The 25,113-nt window shown below is 31.2% G+C and carries 17 protein-coding genes; 6 read left to right on the top strand and 11 right to left on the bottom strand.

What is annotated here, in order from left to right; translation table 11 throughout:
- Positions 1–25 precede the first annotated feature (25 nt).
- The 7 genes from H0I27_RS07900 to H0I27_RS07870 form a co-directional block, all read right to left on the bottom strand.
- Positions 26–1,903 (bottom strand): alpha-amylase family protein, encoded by a 1,878-nt coding sequence (locus tag H0I27_RS07900; RefSeq protein WP_218733398.1) that lies wholly within the window; start codon positions 1,901–1,903, stop codon positions 26–28.
- Between the two features lie 10 nt (positions 1,904–1,913).
- Entirely contained in the window at positions 1,914–4,334 is a 2,421-nt protein-coding gene (locus H0I27_RS07895) for a TIM-barrel domain-containing protein (RefSeq protein ID WP_218733396.1), read from the bottom strand.
- A gap of 41 nt (positions 4,335–4,375) precedes the next feature.
- Positions 4,376–6,307 (bottom strand): glycoside hydrolase family 13 protein, encoded by a 1,932-nt coding sequence (locus tag H0I27_RS07890; RefSeq protein WP_218733394.1) that lies wholly within the window; start codon positions 6,305–6,307, stop codon positions 4,376–4,378.
- Between the two features lie 58 nt (positions 6,308–6,365).
- Positions 6,366–8,660, bottom strand: a complete 2,295-nt coding sequence (locus tag H0I27_RS07885) for a glycoside hydrolase family 65 protein (protein WP_218733392.1) — start codon at positions 8,658–8,660, stop codon at positions 6,366–6,368.
- A 95-nt stretch (positions 8,661–8,755) separates the two neighbouring features.
- Positions 8,756–9,409 (bottom strand): beta-phosphoglucomutase, encoded by a 654-nt coding sequence (gene pgmB, locus H0I27_RS07880; protein ID WP_218733390.1) that lies wholly within the window; start codon positions 9,407–9,409, stop codon positions 8,756–8,758.
- A gap of 65 nt (positions 9,410–9,474) precedes the next feature.
- Entirely contained in the window at positions 9,475–10,824 is a 1,350-nt protein-coding gene (locus H0I27_RS07875; protein ID WP_218733388.1) for an MFS transporter, read from the bottom strand.
- A gap of 146 nt (positions 10,825–10,970) precedes the next feature.
- Positions 10,971–11,993 (bottom strand): LacI family DNA-binding transcriptional regulator, encoded by a 1,023-nt coding sequence (locus H0I27_RS07870; protein ID WP_218733387.1) that lies wholly within the window; start codon positions 11,991–11,993, stop codon positions 10,971–10,973.
- 199 nt (positions 11,994–12,192) lie between these two features.
- Between H0I27_RS07870 and H0I27_RS07865 the strand changes: the two genes are divergently transcribed.
- The 4 genes from H0I27_RS07865 to H0I27_RS07850 all read left to right on the top strand — a co-directional run bounded on the left by H0I27_RS07865 (position 12,193) and on the right by H0I27_RS07850 (position 20,855).
- The gene (locus H0I27_RS07865) at positions 12,193–15,105 is read left to right on the top strand and encodes a SusC/RagA family TonB-linked outer membrane protein (protein ID WP_218733385.1); all 2,913 of its coding nucleotides are present in this window, start codon (positions 12,193–12,195) and stop codon (positions 15,103–15,105) included.
- A gap of 11 nt (positions 15,106–15,116) precedes the next feature.
- Entirely contained in the window at positions 15,117–16,691 is a 1,575-nt protein-coding gene (locus H0I27_RS07860; protein ID WP_218733383.1) for a RagB/SusD family nutrient uptake outer membrane protein, read from the top strand.
- 11 nt (positions 16,692–16,702) lie between these two features.
- Positions 16,703–18,022 carry a SusE domain-containing protein gene (locus tag H0I27_RS07855; protein WP_218733381.1) on the top strand — a complete coding sequence of 440 codons (1,320 nt, stop codon included), beginning with the start codon at positions 16,703–16,705 and terminating at the stop codon, positions 18,020–18,022.
- Between the two features lie 67 nt (positions 18,023–18,089).
- On the top strand, positions 18,090–20,855 hold the full coding sequence (locus H0I27_RS07850) for an alpha-amylase family glycosyl hydrolase (RefSeq protein WP_218733379.1): 2,766 nt from the start codon (positions 18,090–18,092) through the stop codon (positions 20,853–20,855).
- An 83-nt stretch (positions 20,856–20,938) separates the two neighbouring features.
- Here H0I27_RS07850 and H0I27_RS07845 read toward each other — a convergent pair whose 3' ends face one another.
- Both H0I27_RS07845 and holA read right to left on the bottom strand, forming a co-directional pair.
- The gene (locus tag H0I27_RS07845) at positions 20,939–21,391 is read right to left on the bottom strand and encodes a DUF1569 domain-containing protein (protein ID WP_218733377.1); all 453 of its coding nucleotides are present in this window, start codon (positions 21,389–21,391) and stop codon (positions 20,939–20,941) included.
- Between the two features lies 1 nt (position 21,392).
- The gene (holA, locus tag H0I27_RS07840; protein WP_218733375.1) at positions 21,393–22,394 is read right to left on the bottom strand and encodes a DNA polymerase III subunit delta; all 1,002 of its coding nucleotides are present in this window, start codon (positions 22,392–22,394) and stop codon (positions 21,393–21,395) included.
- A 17-nt stretch (positions 22,395–22,411) separates the two neighbouring features.
- Here holA and H0I27_RS07835 point away from each other — a divergent pair, with 17 nt between their 5' ends.
- Both H0I27_RS07835 and H0I27_RS07830 read left to right on the top strand, forming a co-directional pair.
- Positions 22,412–22,855 (top strand): type I restriction enzyme HsdR N-terminal domain-containing protein, encoded by a 444-nt coding sequence (locus tag H0I27_RS07835; protein ID WP_218733373.1) that lies wholly within the window; start codon positions 22,412–22,414, stop codon positions 22,853–22,855.
- A 152-nt stretch (positions 22,856–23,007) separates the two neighbouring features.
- Entirely contained in the window at positions 23,008–24,006 is a 999-nt protein-coding gene (locus tag H0I27_RS07830) for a glycosyltransferase family 2 protein (protein WP_218733371.1), read from the top strand.
- Here the strand turns inward: H0I27_RS07830 and H0I27_RS07825 are convergent.
- Together H0I27_RS07825 and H0I27_RS07820 are read right to left on the bottom strand one after the other, a co-directional pair.
- Positions 23,998–24,486, bottom strand: coding sequence for an SRPBCC family protein (locus H0I27_RS07825; protein ID WP_218733370.1), 489 nt, complete (start codon positions 24,484–24,486; stop codon positions 23,998–24,000). The genes H0I27_RS07830 and H0I27_RS07825 overlap by 9 nt on opposite strands.
- On the bottom strand, positions 24,486–25,106 hold the full coding sequence (locus tag H0I27_RS07820) for an L-threonylcarbamoyladenylate synthase (RefSeq protein WP_218733369.1): 621 nt from the start codon (positions 25,104–25,106) through the stop codon (positions 24,486–24,488). The genes H0I27_RS07825 and H0I27_RS07820 overlap by 1 nt, the downstream gene beginning before the upstream one ends.
- Between the last annotated feature and the right edge of the window lie 7 nt (positions 25,107–25,113).

Below are 25,113 nucleotides of genomic sequence, written 5' to 3'. Positions count from 1 at the left end.
TTTAAAACCTTTGAGGTTTATGTTATTAATACTTAACTTTAAGGATAAATGATTCTAATGGTTTTAGATCTACTCTAACTCTAGCTTCTCCGTTTTTTACTTTTAAAGTTGATGAATACTCTTTATACAATTGATCTTCTACTTGATATCCCCCCTCTTTTAAGTTCCATTTTGCAATAATATCTTGTGGTAAACCTAACTCGAAACCATAAGTATCATGAGCATTAAAATTAGAAACGATAATTAATTTTTCATCATCACTCCATCTTACATAAGAAGAAACTCTTTCATTATACCATTCTGCATTTTCACGATTAAAATGATGAATATCTTGATACTCGCCCATTAAGGCATCACTTTTAATGGTAAAGTTTAGCAAACGCTTGTAAAAATCTCTTAATGATTTTTCTTGATCTGTAGATTGGCCTCCATCATACTCTTTATCATTTACCCAACGTTGTAATGTAGGCACACCAATATAATCGAAAATTGAAGTTCTAGATGGAGTACCAAACCCCGCATTTTCTGCACCTGGTTCTCCAAATTCTTGCCCGAAATACACCATTGTTGGTGCCGTAGAAATTGTTGCAGAAACCACCATTGCTGGTTTTCCTTTTAAAGCATCTCCCGCAAATTCTGGACTTGCAATTCTTTGCTCATCATGGTTTTCTAAGAAATGTAACATATTGTGTTCAATATCTTTTAGATCTTCTTGAATTGGCGCAATATGATCTGTTAATCCATGACCTTGCATAATATTTTTTATGGTATCATACAACTGCACTTTGTCATACAAATAATCCATTTTTCCTTTTCTAATATAATTTCTATATTCATTTGGGTTGTACACTTCTGCCAATAGAAAAGCATCTTCATTCTTCATTTTAATGGCAGAATTCATAAAACTCCAAAACTCTACAGGCACCATTTCTGCCATATCGTATCTAAATCCGTCTACTCCTTTTGCAGTCCAATACAATGCAATATCTCTAAATTTAATCCAAGAACTAGGCACTTTTTTGTCTTGCCAAAACTCAAAGTGTTTTTTGTAATCTTCATTATCAAAACCTTCTGGTAATTCTTCAAAATCTTTTTTCCCATCAGGAGCAATACCATAATTTACTTTTACAGTTTCATACCAATCATTAAAATGAGGTTTTGCAGCTCGTGAACCATTACCTGTCCATTTTGCTGGGTTTTCATCAAATTTATTATCTGATAATGGATTTTTTTCTCCGCCTAAAGGCGCATATCCATTTAAAAAGTCTGGTACTTGGAAAGCTTTATTAGGCACATAATAAAAGTTATTATCTACATTATACTCCACTGTTTTATCATCATCTGCTCCAAAATCTTTAGTCCCTTCTGGGTTAGATAAGCTTTGATAATTTCTAGCAACGTGATTTGGTACAATATCTATAATTACTTTTAATCCGTTTTTATGAGAACGCGCTATTAAAGCCTCAAATTCTTCTAATCTGTTTTCTACATTTACTGCTAAATCTGGATTAACATTGTAATAATCTTTTACTGCATATGGAGATCCTGCTCTACCTTTTACAATATCTGGATCGTCATTTGAAATGCCAAACGCGGTATAATCTCTAATTACATCATGGTGCGGAACACCTGTGTACCAAATATGTGTAACTCCTAAATCTTTAATTTCAGACAAGGCTTTATCAGTAAAATCATTGAATTTACCAACACCATTTTCTTCAATAGTTCCCCAAGGTTTATTAGTGGTATTTGTATTACCGAATAATCGTGTAAATACCTGATAAACCACTGTTTTTTTCTCTTGATTTGAATTCATCTTCTTAATTTTTGGTGTTTTTTCTGTTGAACAACCAATTATTATTGCTAACACTGAAACAGATATAACGCTGTATATTTTTTTCATAATTGATTTCTTATTTTAATAAAATTTTTACTTTTAATTCTTTCTTAGGATTCCAATTTAATGGAATTGTAAGGGTATTTTTTTCTGATAAAATTCGTTTTCTTTTTCCATCAACTTTTATCTTTTTAGGATTCCAATTGATATTATGCAATACCAACGTAATTTCTTTTTGCTCTGGATTCCAATTTTCACCAAATGCTGCTTTCATTTCAAATTCTAAGCAACGTTTAGTTAATTTAGACTCAAATTCTAGAATTTCATAAGCTCCTTTTTCAAATGCTTTAGAAAGCAAACCATTATCATTATAAAACGTTCTTTTACTTTCTTTAACAGAAGCATCTAAATAATAATGAACTTCTAAAACATCACTTTTATAAGCATCTGTAGTCTGTACTAATTTTGCCATCGGTATAAAAGCACCTCCTCTAACATAAGTAGGAATTGTTGCTTCATCTAATTCAACGGATTTTGTTTGTCCACCAATAACTTTTTCATCTGTATAAAAATTAAACCAATTGGCTGTATTTGGAAAATAAATTTCTTTGCTTGCTACCGAATCTTTTAAAATTGGTGTGATTAAAAAATCTTTTCCCCATAAATAGGTTGATGAATTAGTCATCAATCTTTTATCGTCTTCTTCAAAGAAGATAGGTCGCATCAAAGGCGTTCCTTTTTGATTGTTCTCAAACGCTACATTGTAATTATATGGCAATAATTTATAGCGTAATTCAATTGCTTTTTTTGTCAATTTCTTAGCTCTATCACTTCTAAAAACAGGTTCACTTGCAACATCTTCTTGAGCATGAGGTCTAAATATCGGTTGAAAAACACCATATTGTAACCAACGGATATATAAATTATCATTTAAATTTGCGCCAGCAAAACCGCCTAAATCAGAATGCATGTATCCCAAACCTTGCATACCCATTTGTAAGGAAATTTCTGGTTGAGATTGTAATCCTCCCCAAGTTCTGTTAACATCTCCAGACCAAGGAATCATCCCAAAACGTTGCGACCCAGAATAACCTGCTCGCATTAAAATAAAAGGTCTTTCATTCGAAAAATCTTTTTGATATCCTTCAAAAATTAAACGTGCCCAATCATGCCCGTAAATATTATGAATTTCGTCTGCTTTTTTATCTTGAAAATTGACCCAAGAAGGCAAAACCTCTGGCTCTCCTAAATCTCCCCAAAGTCCTTTTGCTCCTAAATTTATAAGTTCTTTATATATGTTCCAGAACCATTCTTTCCCTTCTTTTTTATAAATATCTACTATACCTGTATTTCCAAAATAGAAATCATATTTTGCAGGATTTCCGATTGAATCTGTTGCTAAAACTTTTTTGGCTACAGCTTCATCCCATTTTTTAGAAGTAGATAAAATAAAAGGTTCTGTAATTAAAACCGTTTTCACACCTTTGTCTTTAAGTCCAGAAATCATTCCTTTCATATCAGGAAAAGAATCTTTGTAAACCTCCAAATTCCCCATGGTTCCTTGCAACTCTTTTCCAAACCAATACAAGTCTAAAATCACTGCATCTACAGGTATTTTTTCTTCTTTAAATTTTGCAATTGTTACTTCTGTTTCTTCTTGAGAATGATAACCAAATCTACTCGAAAAATTTCCTAAAGTCCAACGAGCTGGTAAAGGCTGTTTTCCTGTTAAATCTGTATAATTGTCAACCAATTCTAGCCAAGAATCACCAACAATAACTTGGTACGTTTTTCTTCCTGAAATAGTTTCGTACGTTAATGTGTTGTCTTTTTTACTGTCTAAATCTAAATAACCAATAGGGGCATTGTCAAAATGAAGCATGTATTTTTTTGAAGAAATGACCAAAGGAATCGTAAAATTCATTAACTCCGCATGTGTTTCATAACCATACTGAGCTCTGTTATAAAGCGGCAATCTATTGCCTCTTCTATTCATGCCCAAAGCTCTTGATCCTGCACCATATAAGACCTCATCTGAAGTTAAATTGAATTCAATTTTATCCGTTTTATCGGCAACAATATTGCCTCTAACCAAATCCATTGGTTGGTGTTCCGACTTAAAATAACCTGCTTTTTCTGAGATAACAACCTCATCATTATACTTATAAATAATTTGAAAAGGTTTATGTTTTACAAGTACAGAAATTCCTTTTGAAAAGAAATTACTTTCATTTGCACTAATTACAGGGGTAATATCTACTTCTGATGGTTTTAAAACTACCGCATGAGATTCTTTAATTTGCTGCTCACCAGCAGGAATAAAGCTAGTTTCTATAATTTTTGAGTTTAAAAATGTAACAATGTACAAACCATCATTCACATTAATATTAAAACCATTAGCTGTTTGTTTTATGCTTTTAAAGACTCTGTCTGTATTCTGTGAAAACGAAAAAGTTGTTATAAAAAGTAATAAAAAAAATATTTTATAATTCTTCATATTTTATGTTTAAAAACCTCAAAAGGTTTAGACCGTACTACCTATATTTTTGTTGTTAAAAGAACACTACCTTTTTCAGATAAATGAATTTCATTTCCCCAAATAAAAGTATCGCCCGTAATAATGTTTTTTAAGGTTTTCCCCTCTAATCCAACCTCTTCAAATCGCTTTAAATCTATTGTAATTGGTTGGTCATTTTTATTGATAATATTTACAACCGTTTCATCATCCTTTGTTCTAAACAAGAAATAAGTTCCCATAAAAGGAGCAAAATGAATGGTTTTACCATCATGAATTGCTTTACTCTCTTTTCGATAATTCAAAACCTTTGTTACAAAAGATTGCATGTCTTTTTGGTATTCATTTAATCCTTCACCCGTAAAAGCATTTACAGCATCATCCTTAAAACCTCCTGGAAAGTCACTTCGTATTAAACCATGATCTCCAGGGTTTGCAGAATCATTCATTAAAATTTCTGTACCGTAATAAATTTGAGGAATTCTAGGTAAAGTTAACATATAACTCAACCCCATTTTTACTTTTGAGGTATCTTCCCAAAGCTCGGTAAAAACCCTTGTTTTATCATGATTATCTAAAAAGATAAACACATCTTTTGGCGATGCATAATGAAAATCATTGGCTAAACCTTCATATAGTTTTATCAAACCTTTGTCCCAAGACTCTTCTTCATTGATGCCTTCTACAATAAATTTTTGCATTGGGAAATCCATGGGAGATTTTAAGTTAGATTCATAACCATCTCTATTATTAGCCCCTTTTTGCCAATAACCAACAATTAACGGATTGTAACTCCACTCTTCCCCAACAATAGAAAAATTAGGATATTCATGCATAATAGCTCCTGCCCAATCACTCATAAAGTTTTTATCTGGGTATGGATATGTATCTTGTCGAATACCTCCTAAACCCAAGGTTTCTATCCACCAAATACTATTTTGAATAATGTATTTTGCTAGAAACGGATTTCGCTGATTTAAGTCTGGCATTGCAGGTGTAAACCATCCTTCATTATTTCCTTTTAAATCTGCTTTTGATACGTATATATCTTGATTTGTAGTTCTTCTATGGTTAGACCCAATATTGGTTTCATTGTTCCAATTATCAATATTCTCTTCATAATTTTTTTGATTGTTTAACCAATTACCAAAAGGTAAGTCTTCCATCCACCAATGTCCAATACCACAATGATTGGCAACTTGGTCCATGATTAATTTCATGTCTTTTTTTCTTAATTTATCAGCTAACTCTTTATATTCTGATAAATTTCCGAAACGAGAATCTACTTTATAATAATCTGTAATTGCATAGCCATGATACGAACTTTCTGCCATATCATTTAAAAGTACAGGCGTTGGCCAAACAGTTGTAAAACCAAGGTCTGAAATATAATCTATGTGATTTATAATTCCTTGTATATCGCCTCCATGACGCTTGTAATTATCAGAACGGTCTATATCTGTTTCTTTTAATGCTGCATTGATGTTATTAGAATCATCTCCGTTTGCAAAGCGATCTGGAGTAATTAAATAAATAGCATCAGAACTGTTAAAACCTATAAAATCGTCCGACTTTTTATCTCTTAATTTTAACTCGTAAGTATGTGTTTTTTTTGTGCCATCCGTAAAAGTAAAATCGATATTAAATTTCCCTGCTTTTGTAGACGCATAAATTTTTAAATCAATAAATAGATAATTATTACTTCTAGCTTTGTTCACTTTTTCGAGAGTAACTCCTTCATAAGAAATAGAAGGTATTGCATCACCAATATTTTCTTCTTTTACTAATAATTGCAACGAAGTATCCTTAAAACCTACAAACCAATTTGGTGGTTCTACTCTTTCAATTTCGTTTATTACTGCTGTAATTTCCTTAGTAACCTCCATTTTATTTTGTTCTCTTTTTTGGCATGAAAACAAAAATACAATAACAAAAATTAAGAATAAGTTTTTCATTTTTATTAATGATATAATACCTCAAAGGAGCTAAAACCTTTGAGGTATCTATTTATATTTATTTACTTGGTGATACAATTACTTGTTTTCCATCAACTAAAATATCAATTGCTTCTTTTCCTTCCAATGTAAATTCTGTTCCTGTTTGAGAAACATTTACTGTAATAACTTGATGTCTAAAATTCACTTTAAATGAATAAGCTTTCCATCCTTTAGGAATCTTTGGCGAAAAAGAAAGGGTATTATTTTGCACTCTCATTCCTCCAAAACCTTCTACAATACTCATCCAAGTTCCTGCCATAGAAGTAATATGCAATCCTTCTTCTACTTCGTGATTATAATCGTCTAAATCTAAACGAGAAGTACGTAAATAGAACGTATATGCCTGATCCATTCTATCTAACTTTGCAGCCTGAATACTATGCACACAAGGAGATAATGAACTTTCGTGTACTGTATATGGCTCATAAAAATCGAAATGACGCTCTAATTCTTCTGTAGAAAAATCATCTTCGAACATATAAAAACCTTGTAAAGTATCTGCTTGTTTTATGTACGGCGAACGTAAAATTCTGTCCCAACTCCATTTTTGGTTAATCGGTCTCTGACTTTTATCTAAATCGGCAACTGTTATTAATTCTTTATCTAAGAAACCATCTTGTTGTAAGTACACATTGTGTTTTTCTGAATATGGAAAATACATATCATCTGCAACACTTTTCCATTTTGCCAATTCTTCATCAGAGAAATTTACCTTTTCTTTAATTCTGATGTAATCTGAAATATGGTCTGTTTTTACAATTTCAATATTTTCTAAAGCATAATTAATACACCATTTTGCAATGTAGTTAGTGTAAAAGTTATTGTTGATGTTATTCTCATATTCATTTGGACCTGTAACACCCAAAATCATAAACTTGTTTTTATCTGAAGAAAAAGTAGCTCTTTGTTGCCAAAAACGTGCAATGGCAATTAGAACTTCCAATCCTTTTTCTGGAATGTAAGAATAATCGTCGGTAAAACGGTGATAGTTATAAATGGCAAAAGCGATGGCACCATTTCTATGAATTTCTTCAAAAGTAATTTCCCACTCGTTATGGCACTCCTCACCATTCATGGTAACCATTGGGTACAATGCTGCTCCGTTTGTAAAACCTAACTTCTCTGCATTTTCAATAGCTTTGTCTAAATGATTGTATCTGTATTCTAACAACGTTCTTGCTACAGCTTGGTCTTTGGTTGCCATGTAAAAAGGAATACAATATGCTTCGGTATCCCAATAAGTACTTCCTCCATATTTTTCTCCTGTAAAACCTTTTGGTCCTATATTTAAACTAGCATCTGTACCTAAATACGTTTGGTTTAATTGAAAAATATTAAAACGGATTCCTTGTTGTGCTTTTACATCACCTTCTATGGTAATGTCACTCATACTCCATATTTGTGCCCAAGATTCCTTTTGTTTCTCTAATAAAACATCAAAACCAAAACTTACAGCTTTATCTAAAGCTACCTTTGCAGCAGCAACTAATGCGTCTTTATCATAATCTCTATCAACCACATAACCACCAAATTTATGGATGGTAAATGTTTCATTTTCTTTAATTTCTTGTTGATATGTGCAAGAAATTAAATTTGAAGTTTGCTCGCTTTTACAAGGTAACTCTACTTCTTTATTGTCTACAAACAAACGAGACTCCATAAAAGTACATGTATAAAAATGTGTTTTCATGGTTCTTGCCTCAATGTAAGCTTGTTGCTTATTTTGAGATACTTTTAAGACATCCCAGAACTGATCATCCCAATTAGTATCTTCATTGGTAATTCCTGCATCGATATAAGGAGTATACGTTATTTTAGCACCTGATTTTAATGGAGTTATATTATAACTAATGGCTCCAATTTCATCTAACTCTAAACTTAAAAAACGCTTTGTAGCTACTTTAATCTTGATTCCGTTTTGCAAAACAGCTTCAAAACTTCTAGACAACCAACCTTCTTGCATGTTGAGTTCTCTTTTAAATTTAGAAACCTCTTTACAAGTGTTTAAATCTAATTTCTCATCGTTGATCAATACGTTAATACCAATCCAATTTGGTGCATTTAATACTTTTGCAAAATATTCTGGATATCCATTTTTCCACCACCCAACTCTAGTTTTATCTGGGTAATAAACACCACCAATATAACTTCCTTGAAAAGTTTCTCCTGAATAATTTTCTTCAAAATTAGCTCTTTGTCCCATGGCGCCATTACCAATACTGAACAAGCTTTCTGATGATTTTACTTTGTCTGAATTAAAGCCTTCTTCTATAATAGACCATTCGTTTGGTATGATGTAATCTTGATTCATTGTGTGTTTTTAATATATTAGAACATAGAAGCTATATAGTTAGACTGATTCTTGCTCTATAATTTATTTTTTTCTATTCTATTGTTTCTGTTGACTTATTTATCAATCAACTGCTGTATAAAATCTGTGCTGATTTCAGTAAAGTCATTAAAATTATGCACTGCTTCAGAAAGTATCTTTTTATCTCCAATACCAATGCTGATCATTTTTGCTGCATTTGCCGCTTCTACACCTGCAACTGCATCTTCAAAAACTACACAATCAGCTGAATTTACACCTAATTGTTTTGCTGCCAAAAGAAATACTTCTGGATCTGGTTTTGCTTTTGTAACATTGTTTCCGTCTACAATAGCATCAAAATAGTGTAGTAAACCAACTTTTTCTAAAATAGGTTGTGCATTTTTACTTGCAGAACCTAAGGCTATTGGTATATTTTGTTCTTTTAAAAAGGCCAATACTTTAGGCACATCAGGAAGAATCTCTGAAGCATCCATATTTTCTATATACTTTAAATAATCTACGTTTTTTTCGATCATCCAAGTATCAAACTCTTTTTGAGTTGCTTCTCTTTTTCCAATTTCTAACAAAATCTCTAAACAACGTTTTCTACTTACGCCTTTAAATAATTCGTTTTGTTCTTTGGTAAATTCGAAACCTAATTCGTTTGCTAATTTTTTCCACGCTAAATAATGATATTTCGCAGTGTCTACGATAACCCCATCCAAATCGAATATAAATCCTTTTTTCATCTACTTTTAATATTTTAATTTTGATATAATATTAGTTTTACAACTAATTAATTTTATTTATGTTCTTATAATTTTGCTTGTACAACATCATCTACATCTTTTACTTTATAGACCAATGCTGCAGCAATTAAAAAACTAACACCACTTATCATTAGAGCAAATATTGCTTCATTATTATAAGCATACTTTACTAATGGCCCACCAATTAAAGCATTTATTATCTGAGGAACAACAATAAAGAAGTTAAAAATCCCCATATAAACACCCATTTTTTTAGCAGAAATAGAACCTGCTAAAATTGCATAAGGCATCGCTAAAATACTAGCCCAAGCTACTCCAATTCCAATCATAGAAACTATTAACCAGTTTTCATTAGGCATTATATAAATTAACAATAATCCTAAACCACCAATAATTAATGATATAGAGTGTGTTCTTTTTCTTCCAATTTTCTTTGCGATGTAAGGCAATGCAAATGCATAAAATGCTGATACTAAATTGTAAATTCCAAAAAGAATTCCTACCCAATCTCCTGCATTTTGATACGTAGCACTGCTACTGTCTGTATAAGGTAAACCATAGACGTGTTGTGCAATTGCAGGGGTTGCAAAAACCCACATTCCAAAAAGACCAAACCAAGAAAAGAACTGCACCCAACTTAATTGACGCATTGTTGTTGGCATTTTTTTGAAATCTTCAAAAATATCCATCAAACTAGAACTTTCTTCTTCTATATCTTCTTCAGAATCCACATCAAAACTTGCTAATTCTTCTGGTGAGTATTCTTTTGTAGTGGTTATTGTAACTAAAATAGAAATTATTAAAATTGCAGCACCAATAACAAATGACCAAATTAAATTATCTGGTACAACGCCTAAAGATGTTCTATTAGAAACACCAAACCAATGGTGTAATGCATACGGTAACCAAGAACCAACTACTGCTCCAAAACCTATTAAAGCTGTTTGTACACTAAAACCTTGCGTTCTTTGGTCTGTTCTTAAATTATCACCAACTAACGCCCTAAAAGGCTCCATGGCAATATTAAAAGAAGCATCCATAATCATTAAAAAACCTGCTCCTACCCAAAGTGCTGGTAAGAAAGCAATAAAGATATCGGCTTGTGGCATTAAAACTAAACCTATAGAAGCTAAAATAGCGCCTACTAAAAAATAAGGTTTTCTTCTACCGAATTTCCCCCAAGTTTTATCGCTATAATGCCCTATAATTGGTTGAACAATTAATCCCATTAATGGTGCAATAATCCAAAACCATGAAAGTTCATGAACATCAGCTCCAAAAATCTGTAAAATTCTACTTGCGTTTGCATTTTGTAGAGCAAACCCCATTTGTATTCCTAGAAACCCAAAACTCATGTTCCAGATTTGCCAAAAACTTAATTTACGCTTTTCCATTTATCGTATGCTATTAAGTGAATATAACGATAAGCGTTTAGACTTATCAATTCATAAATTTTGTGGAATGTAATTTATTGATAAATCGTAAATATCTAACAAAGATATGTGTTTTTTATATATGTGAAGAAAAGGAAAGTAAAAATCTACGACGACGGTTTCGTAGATTCTCGTAGTTTTAAATCGCTAGAAATTACGATTTTTTTAGGTTTAAATACTTCAGATTCTTTTTCTATTCGTTCTATTAAAAGTTCAACTGCTTGTTTCCCCATTACAAAACCATGCTGTGCTATTGTTGTAATAGAAGGTGAAGAATATCTAGAGATTAAACCATCTGTAAAACCTATTACAGAAAAATCTTCTGGTATTTTATGTCCTTTTTGTTTTGCTGCTCTCATTGCCTTAGCTGCATAAATTTCATTTACAGCAAACACTGCATCAATATCTTGTTCAAATACTTTTTCTATTTGATCAGAGATATCAGCTTCCTCATCAATTTCAAGGATTAAATTAGAATCTGTTTTAATATAGGCTTCTATCAATGCTTTCTCATAACCTTGCCTTCTTAAAGCTCCAACATTAACGTGCTTTGGTGTTGTTATTAGCGCAATTTTTTTTCTACCATTTTCTAACAAATGCTTCGTTGCTTTATAACCAGCACCAACATCATCTACCACTACTTTATCACACAAAATTTCATCTACGACTCTATCTATTAAGACCAACGGAATTTCTTCTGCAACAAGATCTCCAAAATGTTTAAAGTCTTTATTTTCTAATGTTCCACTTGCAATCGAAACAATTAAACCATCTACACTTCCGTTTGATAACACTTTTAAGGTTTCTACCTCTTTTTTATAAGATTCATTAGAGAAACAAACCATAATATGATATCCTTTTTCAATAGCACCTTCTTCTATCCCCATAATAACCGTAGAGAAAAAATGATGCACTATTTTAGGTAAAATAACACCAATTACTTTTGTTTTTTGATTGCGAAGTTGAAGCGCTAAACTATTAGGTTTGTAATTATAGTAATCTGCATAAGCTTGAATTTTTTCTTTAGTCTCTTTACTAATTTCATGACTGTCCTTTAAAGCTTTTGATACGGTAGACGTAGAAACTCCTAATTCTTTCGCAATTGTTTTTATAGTAATTTTTTGCTTCATTCTTTATTAAATATAAAATATTAGCGTGATTTTTTATCAATATAATGATAATCACATAAAAAAAGTTGTTAACACGAAAACGTTTTCGTGATTTATATCATGTTGTAAACATACTACTAATGGGTATATTTACGGAGTGGAATGTAAGTTTATTGTAATCAAAAAATCAAATTTACAGTTATTATTTAACAAATTATACATGAAAAAATTTAAATTATTGTTAATTGGAATTCTTTTAACATCAACTTTTAGCGTGTTTGCACAACAAACAGTTAAGGGTGTTGTAAAAGATAAAACATCTGGCGATCCTTTGCCTGGTGTTAGTGTAGTTATTAAAGGTACTACTAGAGGTATGCAAACCGATTTTGATGGGATTTTCACTCTAGATAAGGTACAAACAGGAAACGTACTTGTCTTTAGATATTTAGGTTTTTCAGACAAGGAGGTTACAATAGGTACAGATTTTAACCTTTCTGTAGTATTAGAAGAATCTTTAGAATCTCTAGATGAAATTGTAGTAGTAGGTTACGGTTCGGTAAGAAAAGAAGATCTAACAGGTACAACAGATTTATTAACAAGTAAAGATTTTAACAAAGGACCTATTGTATCTGCACAATCACTTATTAGTGGTAAAGTTGCAGGTGTAAATGTAATTGGAGGTTCTGGTGCTCCAGGAGATGGACAAACCATTAACATTCGTGGTACGGGTTCTTTATCTTTAAAAAGCCAACCATTATATGTTATAGATGGTATCCCATTAGACAATGGTGGTGTTGGTGGATCTAGAAATCCATTAAACTTTATAAATCCTAATGATATTGAAACATTTGTAGTTTTAAAAGATGCGTCTTCTACTGCTATTTATGGTTCTAGAGCTGCAAACGGGGTAATTTTAATTACTACTAAAAAAGGGAAAGACAGTGAGTTTAAGTTTAACGTAAGCTCTCAAACAACTGTTTATACATTAAGAGATAAAGTAGATGTTTTATCTGCAAATCAATTTAGAAGCTTAATAAATGATATTGGTACACCTAATCAAGTTGCTTTATTAGGTACTGCTGAAACAGATTGGCAAGAAGAAATCTATACAACTGCTATAGGACAAGATCATAACTTTAGTGCATTAGGTAAAATTTATGGAATACCAATGAGAGCTTCTTTAGGATATTCTGAACATGAAGGAATCTTAAAAGGAGATAACTTACAACGTACTACTGCTTCTATGAACTTATCTCCTACTCTATTTGATGAACATTTAAAGATAGATTTTAATGTAAAAGGAATGTACACAGAAAATGAATTTGCAGATAGAGGTGCAATTGGTGGAGCTGTATCTTTTGATCCTACACAATCTCCTTATGATTCAAATTCTCAATACCGTGGTTACTTTGCATGGTTAGACGCTGGTACCGGAAACCAAAACAACTTAGCACCAACAAACCCTTTAGCTTTATTAGACTTAATAGATGATTCTGCAGAAATTAGACGTTTTGTAGGTAATGTAAAGTTTGATTATAAAATTCATGGTTTAGAAGATATAACTGCAACAGTTAACTTAGGGTATGATACTTCTAACAGTCATGGTAGAAAAGTTACTTCAGAATTTATTCCAACTTCAGATGCAACTTTTAATGGTTCTTTATCAAGATTTACTCAAAATTCAGACAACAAAGTTTTAGACGCTTACTTAACGTACGCAAAAACTTTTAATGAAAAGCATAACTTCACAGCAGTTGCTGGTTATGCATATCAGTCTTTTGAATATGATAACTATAGTTATGATAGTGAAGCAGAAGAAGATGGTAATACCTATGAATTTGTAGATAAATCTAAAAATGTGTTATTATCATATTTCAGTCGTGCTAATTACGATTATAAAGGTAAATACTATTTAACAGCAACAGTAAGAGCGGATGCTTCATCTAAATTAAACCCTGATGATCGTTGGGGATTCTTCCCATCATTTGCTGCAGCTTGGAGCATTCATAAAGAAGATTTTATGGAAGATTCTTTCTTTAATGAATTAAAATTACGTGTTGGTTATGGTGAAATAGGTAATATTAATGGTTTAGGTGATTATCAGTTTTTAACTAGGTATCAAGGTAGTACAGATACTGCTAACTATCAATTCGGAAACTCTTTTTACCAAACATTTAGACCAGAACCAATTAATACAGATTTACGTTGGGAAGTTGGAAGAACTTTAAATCTTGGTGTAGACTTTGCTTTTCTTGATAGAAGAATTACAGGTTCTGTAAATGCTTATTTAAAAGAAACAAACGATCTTATTGCTAGTTCTATTGTAGATCCTTTTACAAATTTTGGAAACAGAATTAACGCCAACATTGGTAATATGGAAAATAGAGGTTTAGAGTTTAACTTAAACACAACCCCTATTAGAACAGATAATTTTGAATGGACAGTAGACTATAACATTTCATTAAATGATAATAAAATCACCAAATTATCTGCAGACCAACCACAAGGAGGAATCTCTACAGGTGTTGGTAATAATGTACAAGTACATAGAGAAGGTGAAACTGCAAATAGTTTCTTAGTTTTTCAACAAGTATACGGTGCCAATGGAAAACCTTTAGAAGGCGTATTTGTTGATAGAAATAACGACAATATGATTAATGATGATGATAAATACATTAATGAAGACCCTTTTGGAGATGTTTTAATGGGCTTTAACACAGGTGCTAGTTACAAAAACTGGGATGTATCTATACAAACTAGAGCAAGTTTTGGTAACTATATGTATAATGATGTTGCTGCGAATAAAGGTGTTGAAAAAAACGCTACAAACAACAGCATATTATCTAATTTACATGCAGATTACTACAATAGTGGTTTTACAGTTATTAATGATAGAACGGCTTTAAGTGATCATTTTGTACAAGACGCTTCTTTCTTTAAAATTGATAATATATCACTTGGTTATACTTTAGACAAGATAGAAAACACAACGTTTCGTTTTTATGGATCATTACAAAATGTTTTAACAATAACCGATTATGATGGTTTAGATCCAGAAATTAACTTAGGAATCGATAATGATTTTTACCCAAGACCTAGATCTTTTGTATTAGGCGTAAACGTTAACTTTTAATAAAAAGAAAAATGAAACAAAAATTTAAATATTTAATTGTAATCATGTTATTCTCTTTAGGAGTTATATCATGTCACGAAGATTTGAATCAATTACCAATTGATCCAGATAGTTTTACAGAACAAGATGTGTTTTCTAATGCTACAGAAGCACAAGGAGCACTTGCTAAATTATATGCAAGTTTAGCTTTAACAGGCCAAAAAGGACCTTCAGGTGAAGCAGACATACAAGATATCGATGAAGGTTTTTCTCAATATTCTAGAATGTTGTTCAACTTAAATGAATTAACAACAGACCACGCTGTAGTTGGTTGGGGAGATGCAGGTTTACCAGATTTACATGGAATGTATTGGTCTGGTAGTAATGATTTTTCTGAAGCATTGTACTATAGGTTAGCACAAGAAGTATCTTTTTGTAACTCATTTATAAATAATGCAGCTGTTTTAACAGATACAGAAGTTGCAAGTTATATTGCCGAAGCTCGTTTTTTAAGAGCATTTTCTTACTATAACTTAATGGATATATACGGTAATGTACCTTTAGTAACTTCTGTTTCTACTGAGTTGCCAATGCAAGCATCAAGAACAGAAATATTCAATTTTATTGAAACTGAATTATTAGAAATTCAAGATGAATTAAAAGTAAGTGGATCTAGCGAGTATGGTAGAGTAGATCAAGTTGCTGCTTGGGCATTATTGTCTAAATTATATTTAAATGCAGAAATTTTTACTGGAACAGCAAAATATGCAGAAGCAGTAACTTTTTCAAACAACGTTATGTCTTCTAGTTACTCTATTAACACTACAGATGCTAATGGAAACGGAAGTGCTTATGACGAACTTTTCTTAGCAGACAACAATACAAACGGGGCACAAAATGAATTTATTTTCGCATTAAATTTTGATGGTCTTAGATCTCAAACTTATGGAGGTACTACATTTTTAGTACATGCTGCAATTGGTGGAAACATGAATGCTACAGAGTTTGGTGTAAACGGTGGCTGGGGAGGCTTAAGAACTACCAAAAACTTGGTTAATAAATTTGATGCAAACGATAAAAGAGGGATGTTCCATTCAGATGGACAAACTTTAGAAATCGAAGAGATTCCTACTTTTGAAAATGGATATGCTGTTACTAAATTTAAAAACATCGATTCTAATGGAAACCAAGGATCTGATGCTGCAGGAGATTTTGTAGATACAGATTTACCGTTAATAAGATTAGCAGAAATCTATTTAAACTACGCAGAAGCATCTCTTAGAGGTGGCGGCGGAGATTTAGGATTGGCTGTAACTAAAATTAACGAATTAAGAGAAAGAGCTTTCGGAAATGCAAGTGGAAACATCAGTACAACAGACTTAACTTTAGAATTTGTTTTAGATGAAAGATCTCGTGAGCTGTATTGGGAAGGACAAAGAAGAACAGATTTAATAAGATACAACTACTTTACTTCTGATACTTATTTATGGCCTTTTAAAGGTAATTCTAAAAACGGATCTGGAGTTCAAGATTATAGAAATCTTTTTCCTTTACCTAACAATATTATAACAACGAATCCTAATTTAACACAAAATCCAGGATACTAATAACTAAAGACATGAAAAAAATAATAAATTCATTATTCGCTCTTATTATTGTATCAATTGGTTTTACCAGTTGTGAAGATATTAATGACAGAGTAATCATAAACCCAGATGTAGCAGCTACAACAGAGTTGATTATTCAAGAAACTACACCTATTGTACTTTTAGAGGAAAATCAAGATGAAATTGCTTTAAATACAAATTGGACAGCACCAGATTTTGGTTTTGATGCAGTGCCAACGTATAAAATTTTAATAGATTTAGCCACAGGAGATTTTAGTAGTGCAGAAACCATAGAAATTGGTGACAAATTAGAGAAATCATTTACAACTTTAGAGTTAAATTCTATTGCATTGGCTTTAGGTACAGAAGCAGATGTTGCTTCAGATTTATCTATAAAATTACAAGGTTTTATTGGCAATCAATTGTTAATTGATACTAATTTACAAACAATTAATATAACTCCATACTCAAGTATTTTAGATTTATCTACTACATGGGGAATTATAGGTTCTGCAGCTAATGACTGGGGTGCAACTCCTGATTTACCATTCTTTACAACAAGTACAGCTGGTGTTTTAGTTGCATATGTTACTTTAATTGATGGAGAAATTAAATTTAGGGAAAACAATGAATGGACCAATGATTTTGGAGATAACGGTGCAGACGGAACTTTAGATACTGGTGGAAGTAACATAGCTGTTGAGGCTGGTGCTTATAAAATTACCATGAACTTAAATAGCAACACCTATAAAATAGAAGATTTCTCATTAGGTATTGTTGGTTCTTCATATAATAATTGGGGAGAAACTCCAGATTTTGCTCTTACTTACGATTCTTATTCAGATCAATTTAGAGGAATTGTAAAATTATTAGATGGTGAAATGAAATTTAGAATGAATAATGATTGGGCTACAGGTTACGGAGCAGGTGCTGCAGGATTCTTAGATGCATCTGGACCTAATATTGCTACTACAGCTGGTAGATATATTGTTACTGTAAACTTAAACGATCTATCTTATTCTTTAGAACCAATAGAAGATATTTGGGGACTTGTAGGAGAAGCAACTCCTAATGGATGGGATGGTCCAGACGTATTATTTACAAGAGATTGGTCTCAACCTAATGATGATATTTGGATATTAAATAATGTTGCTCTTAAAGCTGGTGAATATAAATTCAGATCTAATGGAGCATGGGCATTAAATTATGGAGATGACAATGCAGATGGAATTTTAGATAATGGAGGAGCTAATTTAGTAGCGACTGCTGGAACTTATTCTTTTGTATTAAACTTTACAGATCCAGAAAATCCAACGTATACAATAAATTAATTTTTTTTTAAACTTTACAAAGACTACCCCTAAAAGCGGTAGTCTTTGTTTTTTAACACTATTACTTATGAAAAAAATTACACTACTTTTATTATTAATAACTACTTTAAGCTATAGTCAAGTACAAAATGCTACTTTTTCTGTTTCCCCTACTACTTTTAACGAGAGTGATAACATAACAATTACAGTCTCAGGCATTACAACTGCTTCTTGGGGTGTTTCAGATATCTATTTATGGTCTTGGTCTTATGATATCAATGATGCAAACTCTATAGATTCTCCAACAAATGGAAGTTGGACAAACTCTAACGAAGCTCAAAAACTAACAAACAATAGCGATGGTACGTATTCAATAACTCTTAAACCCTCAACTCTTTATAACAGAACTGGTTTAGGACGTATTGGTATGTTAGTTAAAGCTAAGGATGGTTCTGGAGATAAAAAAACGCAAGACCAATATTTTGAAGTTGGCGCTTATCAACTAACTTTAAATGCTCCTACAACTACTACAACAATACTAAATTCAGGAGAAAGTTTAGCAATAGAAGCAACTACTTCATTATCTGCAAACTTTGTATTAAAAGCAAATGGAGTTGTTATTAATCAACAAAATAATACATCAACATACAACTACAGTCCTACTGTTACAGAAAGTACTTCTTTCATTTTAGAAGCCACAAATAACGCTGAAACTAAAAGCACAACATTTAAAGTAATTGTAAAACCAACCGTTTCAGAAGCGGCAGTTCCTGCAGGATTGAAAGATGGAATTAATTTAAACGCATCAGATAATACAAAAGCTACATTGGTGTTTTATGCCCCCAATAAAGAGTTTGTTCACCTAATTGGTAGTTTTAACAACTGGCAAATCAACAATACTTATTTATTAAAAAAAGACAGTGCTACAGATCGTTTTTGGATAGAACTTACAAATTTAACTCCAAAAACAGATTATACATATCAATATATTATTAATGCAGATTTAAGAGTTGCAGACCCTTACTCTACTGTAATTTTAGATGAATATAATGATCAATATATAAACGCAACAACCTATCCTGATTTACCAAGTTACCCTACCGGGGAAACAAACCACGCAGTTACTTTATTAAGAACTGGAGATTCAGATTATGTTTGGCAAACTACCAACTTTACGAAGCCAGAAAAAACAGACTTGGTTATTTACGAACTTTTAATAAGAGATTTTGATGCATTGCATTCTTATGATGCTATAAAAGCAAGATTAGATTATTTAGAAGGATTGGGTATTAATGCTATCGAATTTTTACCAGTTATGGAGTTTGACGGTAACGAGTCTTGGGGTTACAACCCTTCTTTTCACATGGCTTTAGACAAATATTATGGAAATACTACTTCATTTAAACAATTTATAGACGAATGTCATAAAAGAGGAATTGCGGTAATTATAGATGTTGCTTTTAATCATGCTTCAGGTCAAAATCCGTATTATAGAATGTACAATACAGACAATGGTGGTTATGGCGGACAAGCAAATTCAGATAGCCCTTTTTTCAATCCAACAGCAACACATTCGTACAGTGTTTTTAACGATTTTAATCACTCTAAACAAGCTGTAAAAGATTATGTAAAAAGAGTTTCTCAATATTGGATTGACGAATATAAAATTGATGGTTTTAGATGGGATTTAACAAAAGGATTTACTCAAAACTGTGCTTCTGGTGATGCTTGTACAAATGCATACCAGCAAGACCGAGTAGATGTTTTAAAAGAATATGCTGATAATCAATGGGAAATAGATCCTAATTTTTATATTATTTTCGAACACTTAGGCACCAATGAAGAGGAAACTGAATGGGTGAATTATAAATTAAATGAAGGAAAAGGAATTATGGTTTGGGGTAACCACAACCATCAATACAACCAAGCTACAATGGGTTATGGAACTGAAGCCGATTTTTCTTGGATTTCTTACAAAAATAGAGGTTGGTCTGTGCCAGCAAATGTAAGCTATATGGAAAGCCATGACGAAGAACGTTTAATGTATAAAAACATACAATTTGGTAACGCAAACGGAAGCTACAGTGTTAAAGACTTAAATACAGCATTAGCTAGAGAAGCATTAGCGGGTGCTTTTTATTTTACAGTTCCAGGTCCAAAAATGATATGGCAATTTGGAGAATTAGGGTATGATATTTCTATAGAAGAAAATGGTAGAACAGGTAATAAACCAATTTTATGGAACTACTTAGACAATGTTTATAGAGAAAGTTTAAAAGAAACTTGGTCTAAATTAATTCAATTAAAACTGAAGTATGATATTTTTGAAACTTCAGATTTCACCCTAGATGTTGGCAATGCTAATGGCTTAAATAAAATTCATTTAACAAATACATCTGCTATAGATATACAAAACATTACTATTATCGGTAATTTTGGAGTAACCACGCAGAATATTTCTCCTGCTTTTCAACAAACAGGTACTTGGTATAATTTATTAGAAGACAACACTACAATAACAGTTACAAATACAACTGCTAGTATATCGTTAGCTCCAGGTGAATTTAAAGTGTATGCAAATAATCCGGCTTCTCTTTCTTCTGATGATTTTACGATAGACGATAAAAGTTCTATGAAGCTGTATCCAAATCCGGCTAAAACACACTTTGTTCTTTCTAATAAAACAAATGAAGTTACCATTTTTGATATTACCGGAAAACAAGTAAAATCGTTTTCTAAAGAAGTAATAGACAGCAATTACTTTGAAATATCAGCATTTAAAAAAGGTGTTTATTTTATTAGAATTAAGGATGCAAAGAATCAAATTCTTACTAAAAAATTGATTTTAAACTAACTCAATAATTATTAATTTAAACAAAGAAAGCGAGCAATATATAAATATTACTCGCTTTCTTTATTTATAAAAAATATGCAAACCTAAACTCCAAATTGAGTTAAGTGGTGGTCTAAATGCTTGTAAAATGAATTATTCCATTCTACAGCAGTTAGTTTACCAAAAGAATTAGATTCTTTACCCTCAAAATAAGTTTCTCCTAATTCTTGGGTTTTAATAATATAATCTACTAAAGTTTTCTTTTCAGTTTCAAATTCCTTGTCATCAGCAATAATGAATTGAGCTGCTGTTCTTCCATTTTTAGCATACGGCTTTTCTGACACCACAATCTTTTTGACAATCATTTTTAAAATCCATCTGGTAAAAGCATTTGGTTTTGGATACTTTTCTGTAAAAACCATCTCATAAGTTACAGCACAGTGCGCTAACATTTGAGATACAGACATTTTCCCCCAAGTTGGTTTTGATGTAGCAGATAAATTATTGATTCTTTTAATTACATCGTTTGTAATTTCTTTTTCGAAAATATTTTTCATTTTAATGTAATATTTTAAACAATAATTCTTTTAATATATCTTTTTGAGATTGGCTTGCTCCCACACCTTTACTTTTTACATCTGCATCTCTTAAAAAAGCAATTATTTGTGCCACTTTACGCATTGGGTAATTTCTAGCGGCTAAAAAATATTCATCAACAAAATAAGGATTAACACCTAATGTTTTTGCTACAGAACTTTTAGACTTGTCTTTTAAACCATGAAAAGAAAGGAGTTGTGTAAAATATCCATTCAATAAAGAAATAGTCATCACCAAAGGATTATTCTTTGGGTTTTCTGCAAAGTAATTTATAATTCTATTCGCTTTTACAATATCCTTCTCTCCTACTGCTTTTCGCAATTCAAAATTATTAAAATCTTTAGAAATACCAATATTGTCTTCTATATGCTTATCACTAATAATAGATTCTTTAGGTAGAATTAGCATTAATTTATCTAACTCGTTAGAAATTTTACTTAAATCTGTACCTAAAAACTCTACTAACATCTGAGATGCTTTGGGTTCTATTTTATATTTCTTACCACTTAAAACTCTACGAATCCAATCTGAAACCTGATTCTCATACAGTTTTTTACTTTCATAAATTAAACCTGTTTTTGCAATTACTTTGTGTAGCTTTTTACGTTTATCAAGTTTTTTATATTTATAGTTAAAAACTAAAACAGTGGTTGGTTGTGGCGTCTCTGCATAAGCAACTAACTTTTCTATATTTCTACTTAAATCTTGTGCTTCTTTAACAATTATAACCTGCCTTTCCGCCATCATTGGGTAACGTTTTGCAGCAGAAACAATATCTTCTATGCTTGCATCTCTACCATACATTACTTGCTGATTAAACCCTTTTTCGGCTTCCTCTAAAATATGTTCTTCTATATAGTCAGAAATTTTATCAATATAATAAGGCTCATCACCCATTAAAAAATAAATTGGCTTTATAATTCCTTTCTTTATATCTGAAACAATGTCTTTTATTTCGTTCATTTACTTACTTTTGACTGATGCAAAAACTTAACCTACCTTCTTATAATTTCAAACTCAAAAGTAGCGAAAATAAGACGCTTATTTTTGATAAATTGAGAAAAAAATATATGGTTTTAACTCCAGAGGAATGGGTACGTCAACATTATGTTTCTTTTTTAATTGAAGAAAAAAAATATCCTACTACTTTAATTGCCTTAGAAAAACAGTTAACCATTAATAATCGCAAAAAAAGAACAGATATTTTAGTTTTTAATAAAGAAGGAAATCATGAAATTATTGTTGAATGCAAAGCACCTTCTATTAAAATCACACAAGATACTTTCGATCAAATTGCACGATATAATTTAAAGTTAAAAGCCAATTACTTAATCGTTACCAACGGTTTAGAGCATTTTTATTGTAAAATGGATTTTGAAAAGGAAACTTATATTTTTTTAAAGAATATTCCTGATTATAAATAACAATTGTCATTATTCTAAAAGTAAAACAGAATAAAGAATAGAAAACGTATACTTCTCTTTTGCTTAAATTCATGTGTAAGTTCAATTTATTTATACTTTTATTAAGACAAATTATATAAAAAAAATAACTTATAAATAGTAAATTCGCATTCTTGAAAATAGCAATCGTCATATTAAATTGGAATGGTCAAAAACTGTTAGAACAGTTCTTACCATCGGTTATAGATTTTAGTTCTAAAGAAGCTAATATTTATATAGCAGACAATGCCTCTACAGATTCTTCTGTTACCTATGTAAAAGAAAAATTCTCAACCGTTAAAGTAATAGAAAATACTATAAATGGTGGATATGCAAGAGGATATAATGATGCTTTGCAATCTATAGATGCAGATATTTACTGTCTATTAAATTCTGATGTTGAAGTTACAGAAAATTGGTTAGAACCAATTAAAACTGTCTTTAAAAATGAAGAAAACACCGCTATTATTCAACCTAAATTATTGTCTTTTAAAGACAAAACAAAATTTGAATATGCTGGCGCTGCAGGAGGTTTTGTAGATTTATACGGGTATCCATATTGTAGAGGACGTGTATTTGATCAATTAGAAAAAGACAACGGGCAATTTAATGATGAGGCTACTATTTTTTGGGCTTCAGGAGCATGTTTATTTATTCGTTCTAAAGTATTTCATCAACTAGGTGGTTTAGATGAAGATTATTTTGCACATCAAGAAGAAATAGATTTATGCTGGCGAGCACAAAATAGAGGTTTCAAAATAAAATATGTTGGCACTTCTACAGTATACCATGTTGGTGGCGCTACTTTACAGGAAACAAATCCTCAGAAAACATATTTAAACTTTAGAAATAGCTTATTAAATATTATAAAAAACGTTCCAAAAAAATGGTTTCTATTCGTTCTTTTTTCTCGTTTAATTTTAGACGGAGTCGCGGGGTTAAAATTTTTATTAGAATTAAAACCAGTTCATACCTTAGCAATTGTAAAAGCTCATTTGAGCCTTTATAAAAACTTCTTTAAATTTTTGAAAAAACGTAGAGTTTTACAAAAAAAACAAGACTACAATTTACATACAAGTATTGTTTGGCAATATTTTGCATTGGGTAGAAAAAAGTTTGACGAACTAAAGTAATTCTTTTTCTAAAACATCTCTCCATTTCCCAGACTCTGCATAGTCTTTTATCACCTTATTCCTTTCAATTAAAAAACACTGCATATATTTTTTTAGAAAAATAAAATCAGCAATTTTTCCAAGAATACCAAAAGGAGAAACATAGTTAAAAATATCTTTCACAATCACTTTATCACCTTTCTGCTCAAGAAAATGTTCATGTCTAAAACTTTTAAAAGCACCATGAACCATTTCATCAGCAAAAAAAGTTGATGCTTCAAAATCTGTTATAATAGAAGTTAATTCTTGGGTAACACCTAAATGCTTTGCTCTCCAAGTTACTGTTTCATTAAGTGATATTAATCCAGAATTTTTACCAGCAATTGCTTCTTCTTTAGAGTTTTTTGTAGAAATTTTGTGTAAATCTATACTTCTAATTAAATTGAAAACAATATCAATATCAGTTATATTAATAATGGTTTCTAAGTGAATTTTTGGCATTACAAAATATCTAAACTTCCTTTGCCTTCTCTTATTACTTCTGGATATCCATCTGTAAAATCTATAATTGTAGATCCTTGATTGTCTCCGTAGCCACCATCAATCACAATATCGACACGTTTAGACCATTTTTCAAAGATTAATTCTGGATCTGTAGTATATTCTAAGATTTCATCTTCATCTCTAATAGAAGTAGATACTATTGGGTTACCCAACGTTTCTACTAAAGTTCTAATAATATTATTATCTGGAATACGAATACCTACTGTTTTTTTCTTTTTAAAGACTTTTGGTAAGTTGTTACTTCCTGGTAAAATAAATGTATAAGGACCTGGCAATGCTCTCTTAAGAACTTTAAAGGTAGCACTATCTATTTGCTTTACATAATCTGATAAATGACTTAAATTGTTGCAAATAAAAGAAAAATTTGCTTTTTCTAATTTTACACCTTTTATCTTAGCTACCTTTTCTAAAGCTTTATTATTAGTAATATCACAACCTAAACCATAGACAGTATCGGTTGGATAAATAACCAAACCGCCACGTTTTAAAACAGCAACAACTTTGTCTATTTCTTTTTGGTTTGGATTCTCATTATATATTTTGATAAATTCTGCCATATATTAA

It is taken from the genome of Polaribacter sp. HaHaR_3_91 (assembly GCF_019278525.1).
In the GTDB taxonomy this organism is placed as follows: Bacteria; Bacteroidota; Bacteroidia; order Flavobacteriales; family Flavobacteriaceae; genus Polaribacter.
The sequence above is the reverse complement of the archived record's forward strand: the minus strand, read 5'-3'. Positions and strand labels throughout refer to the sequence as shown.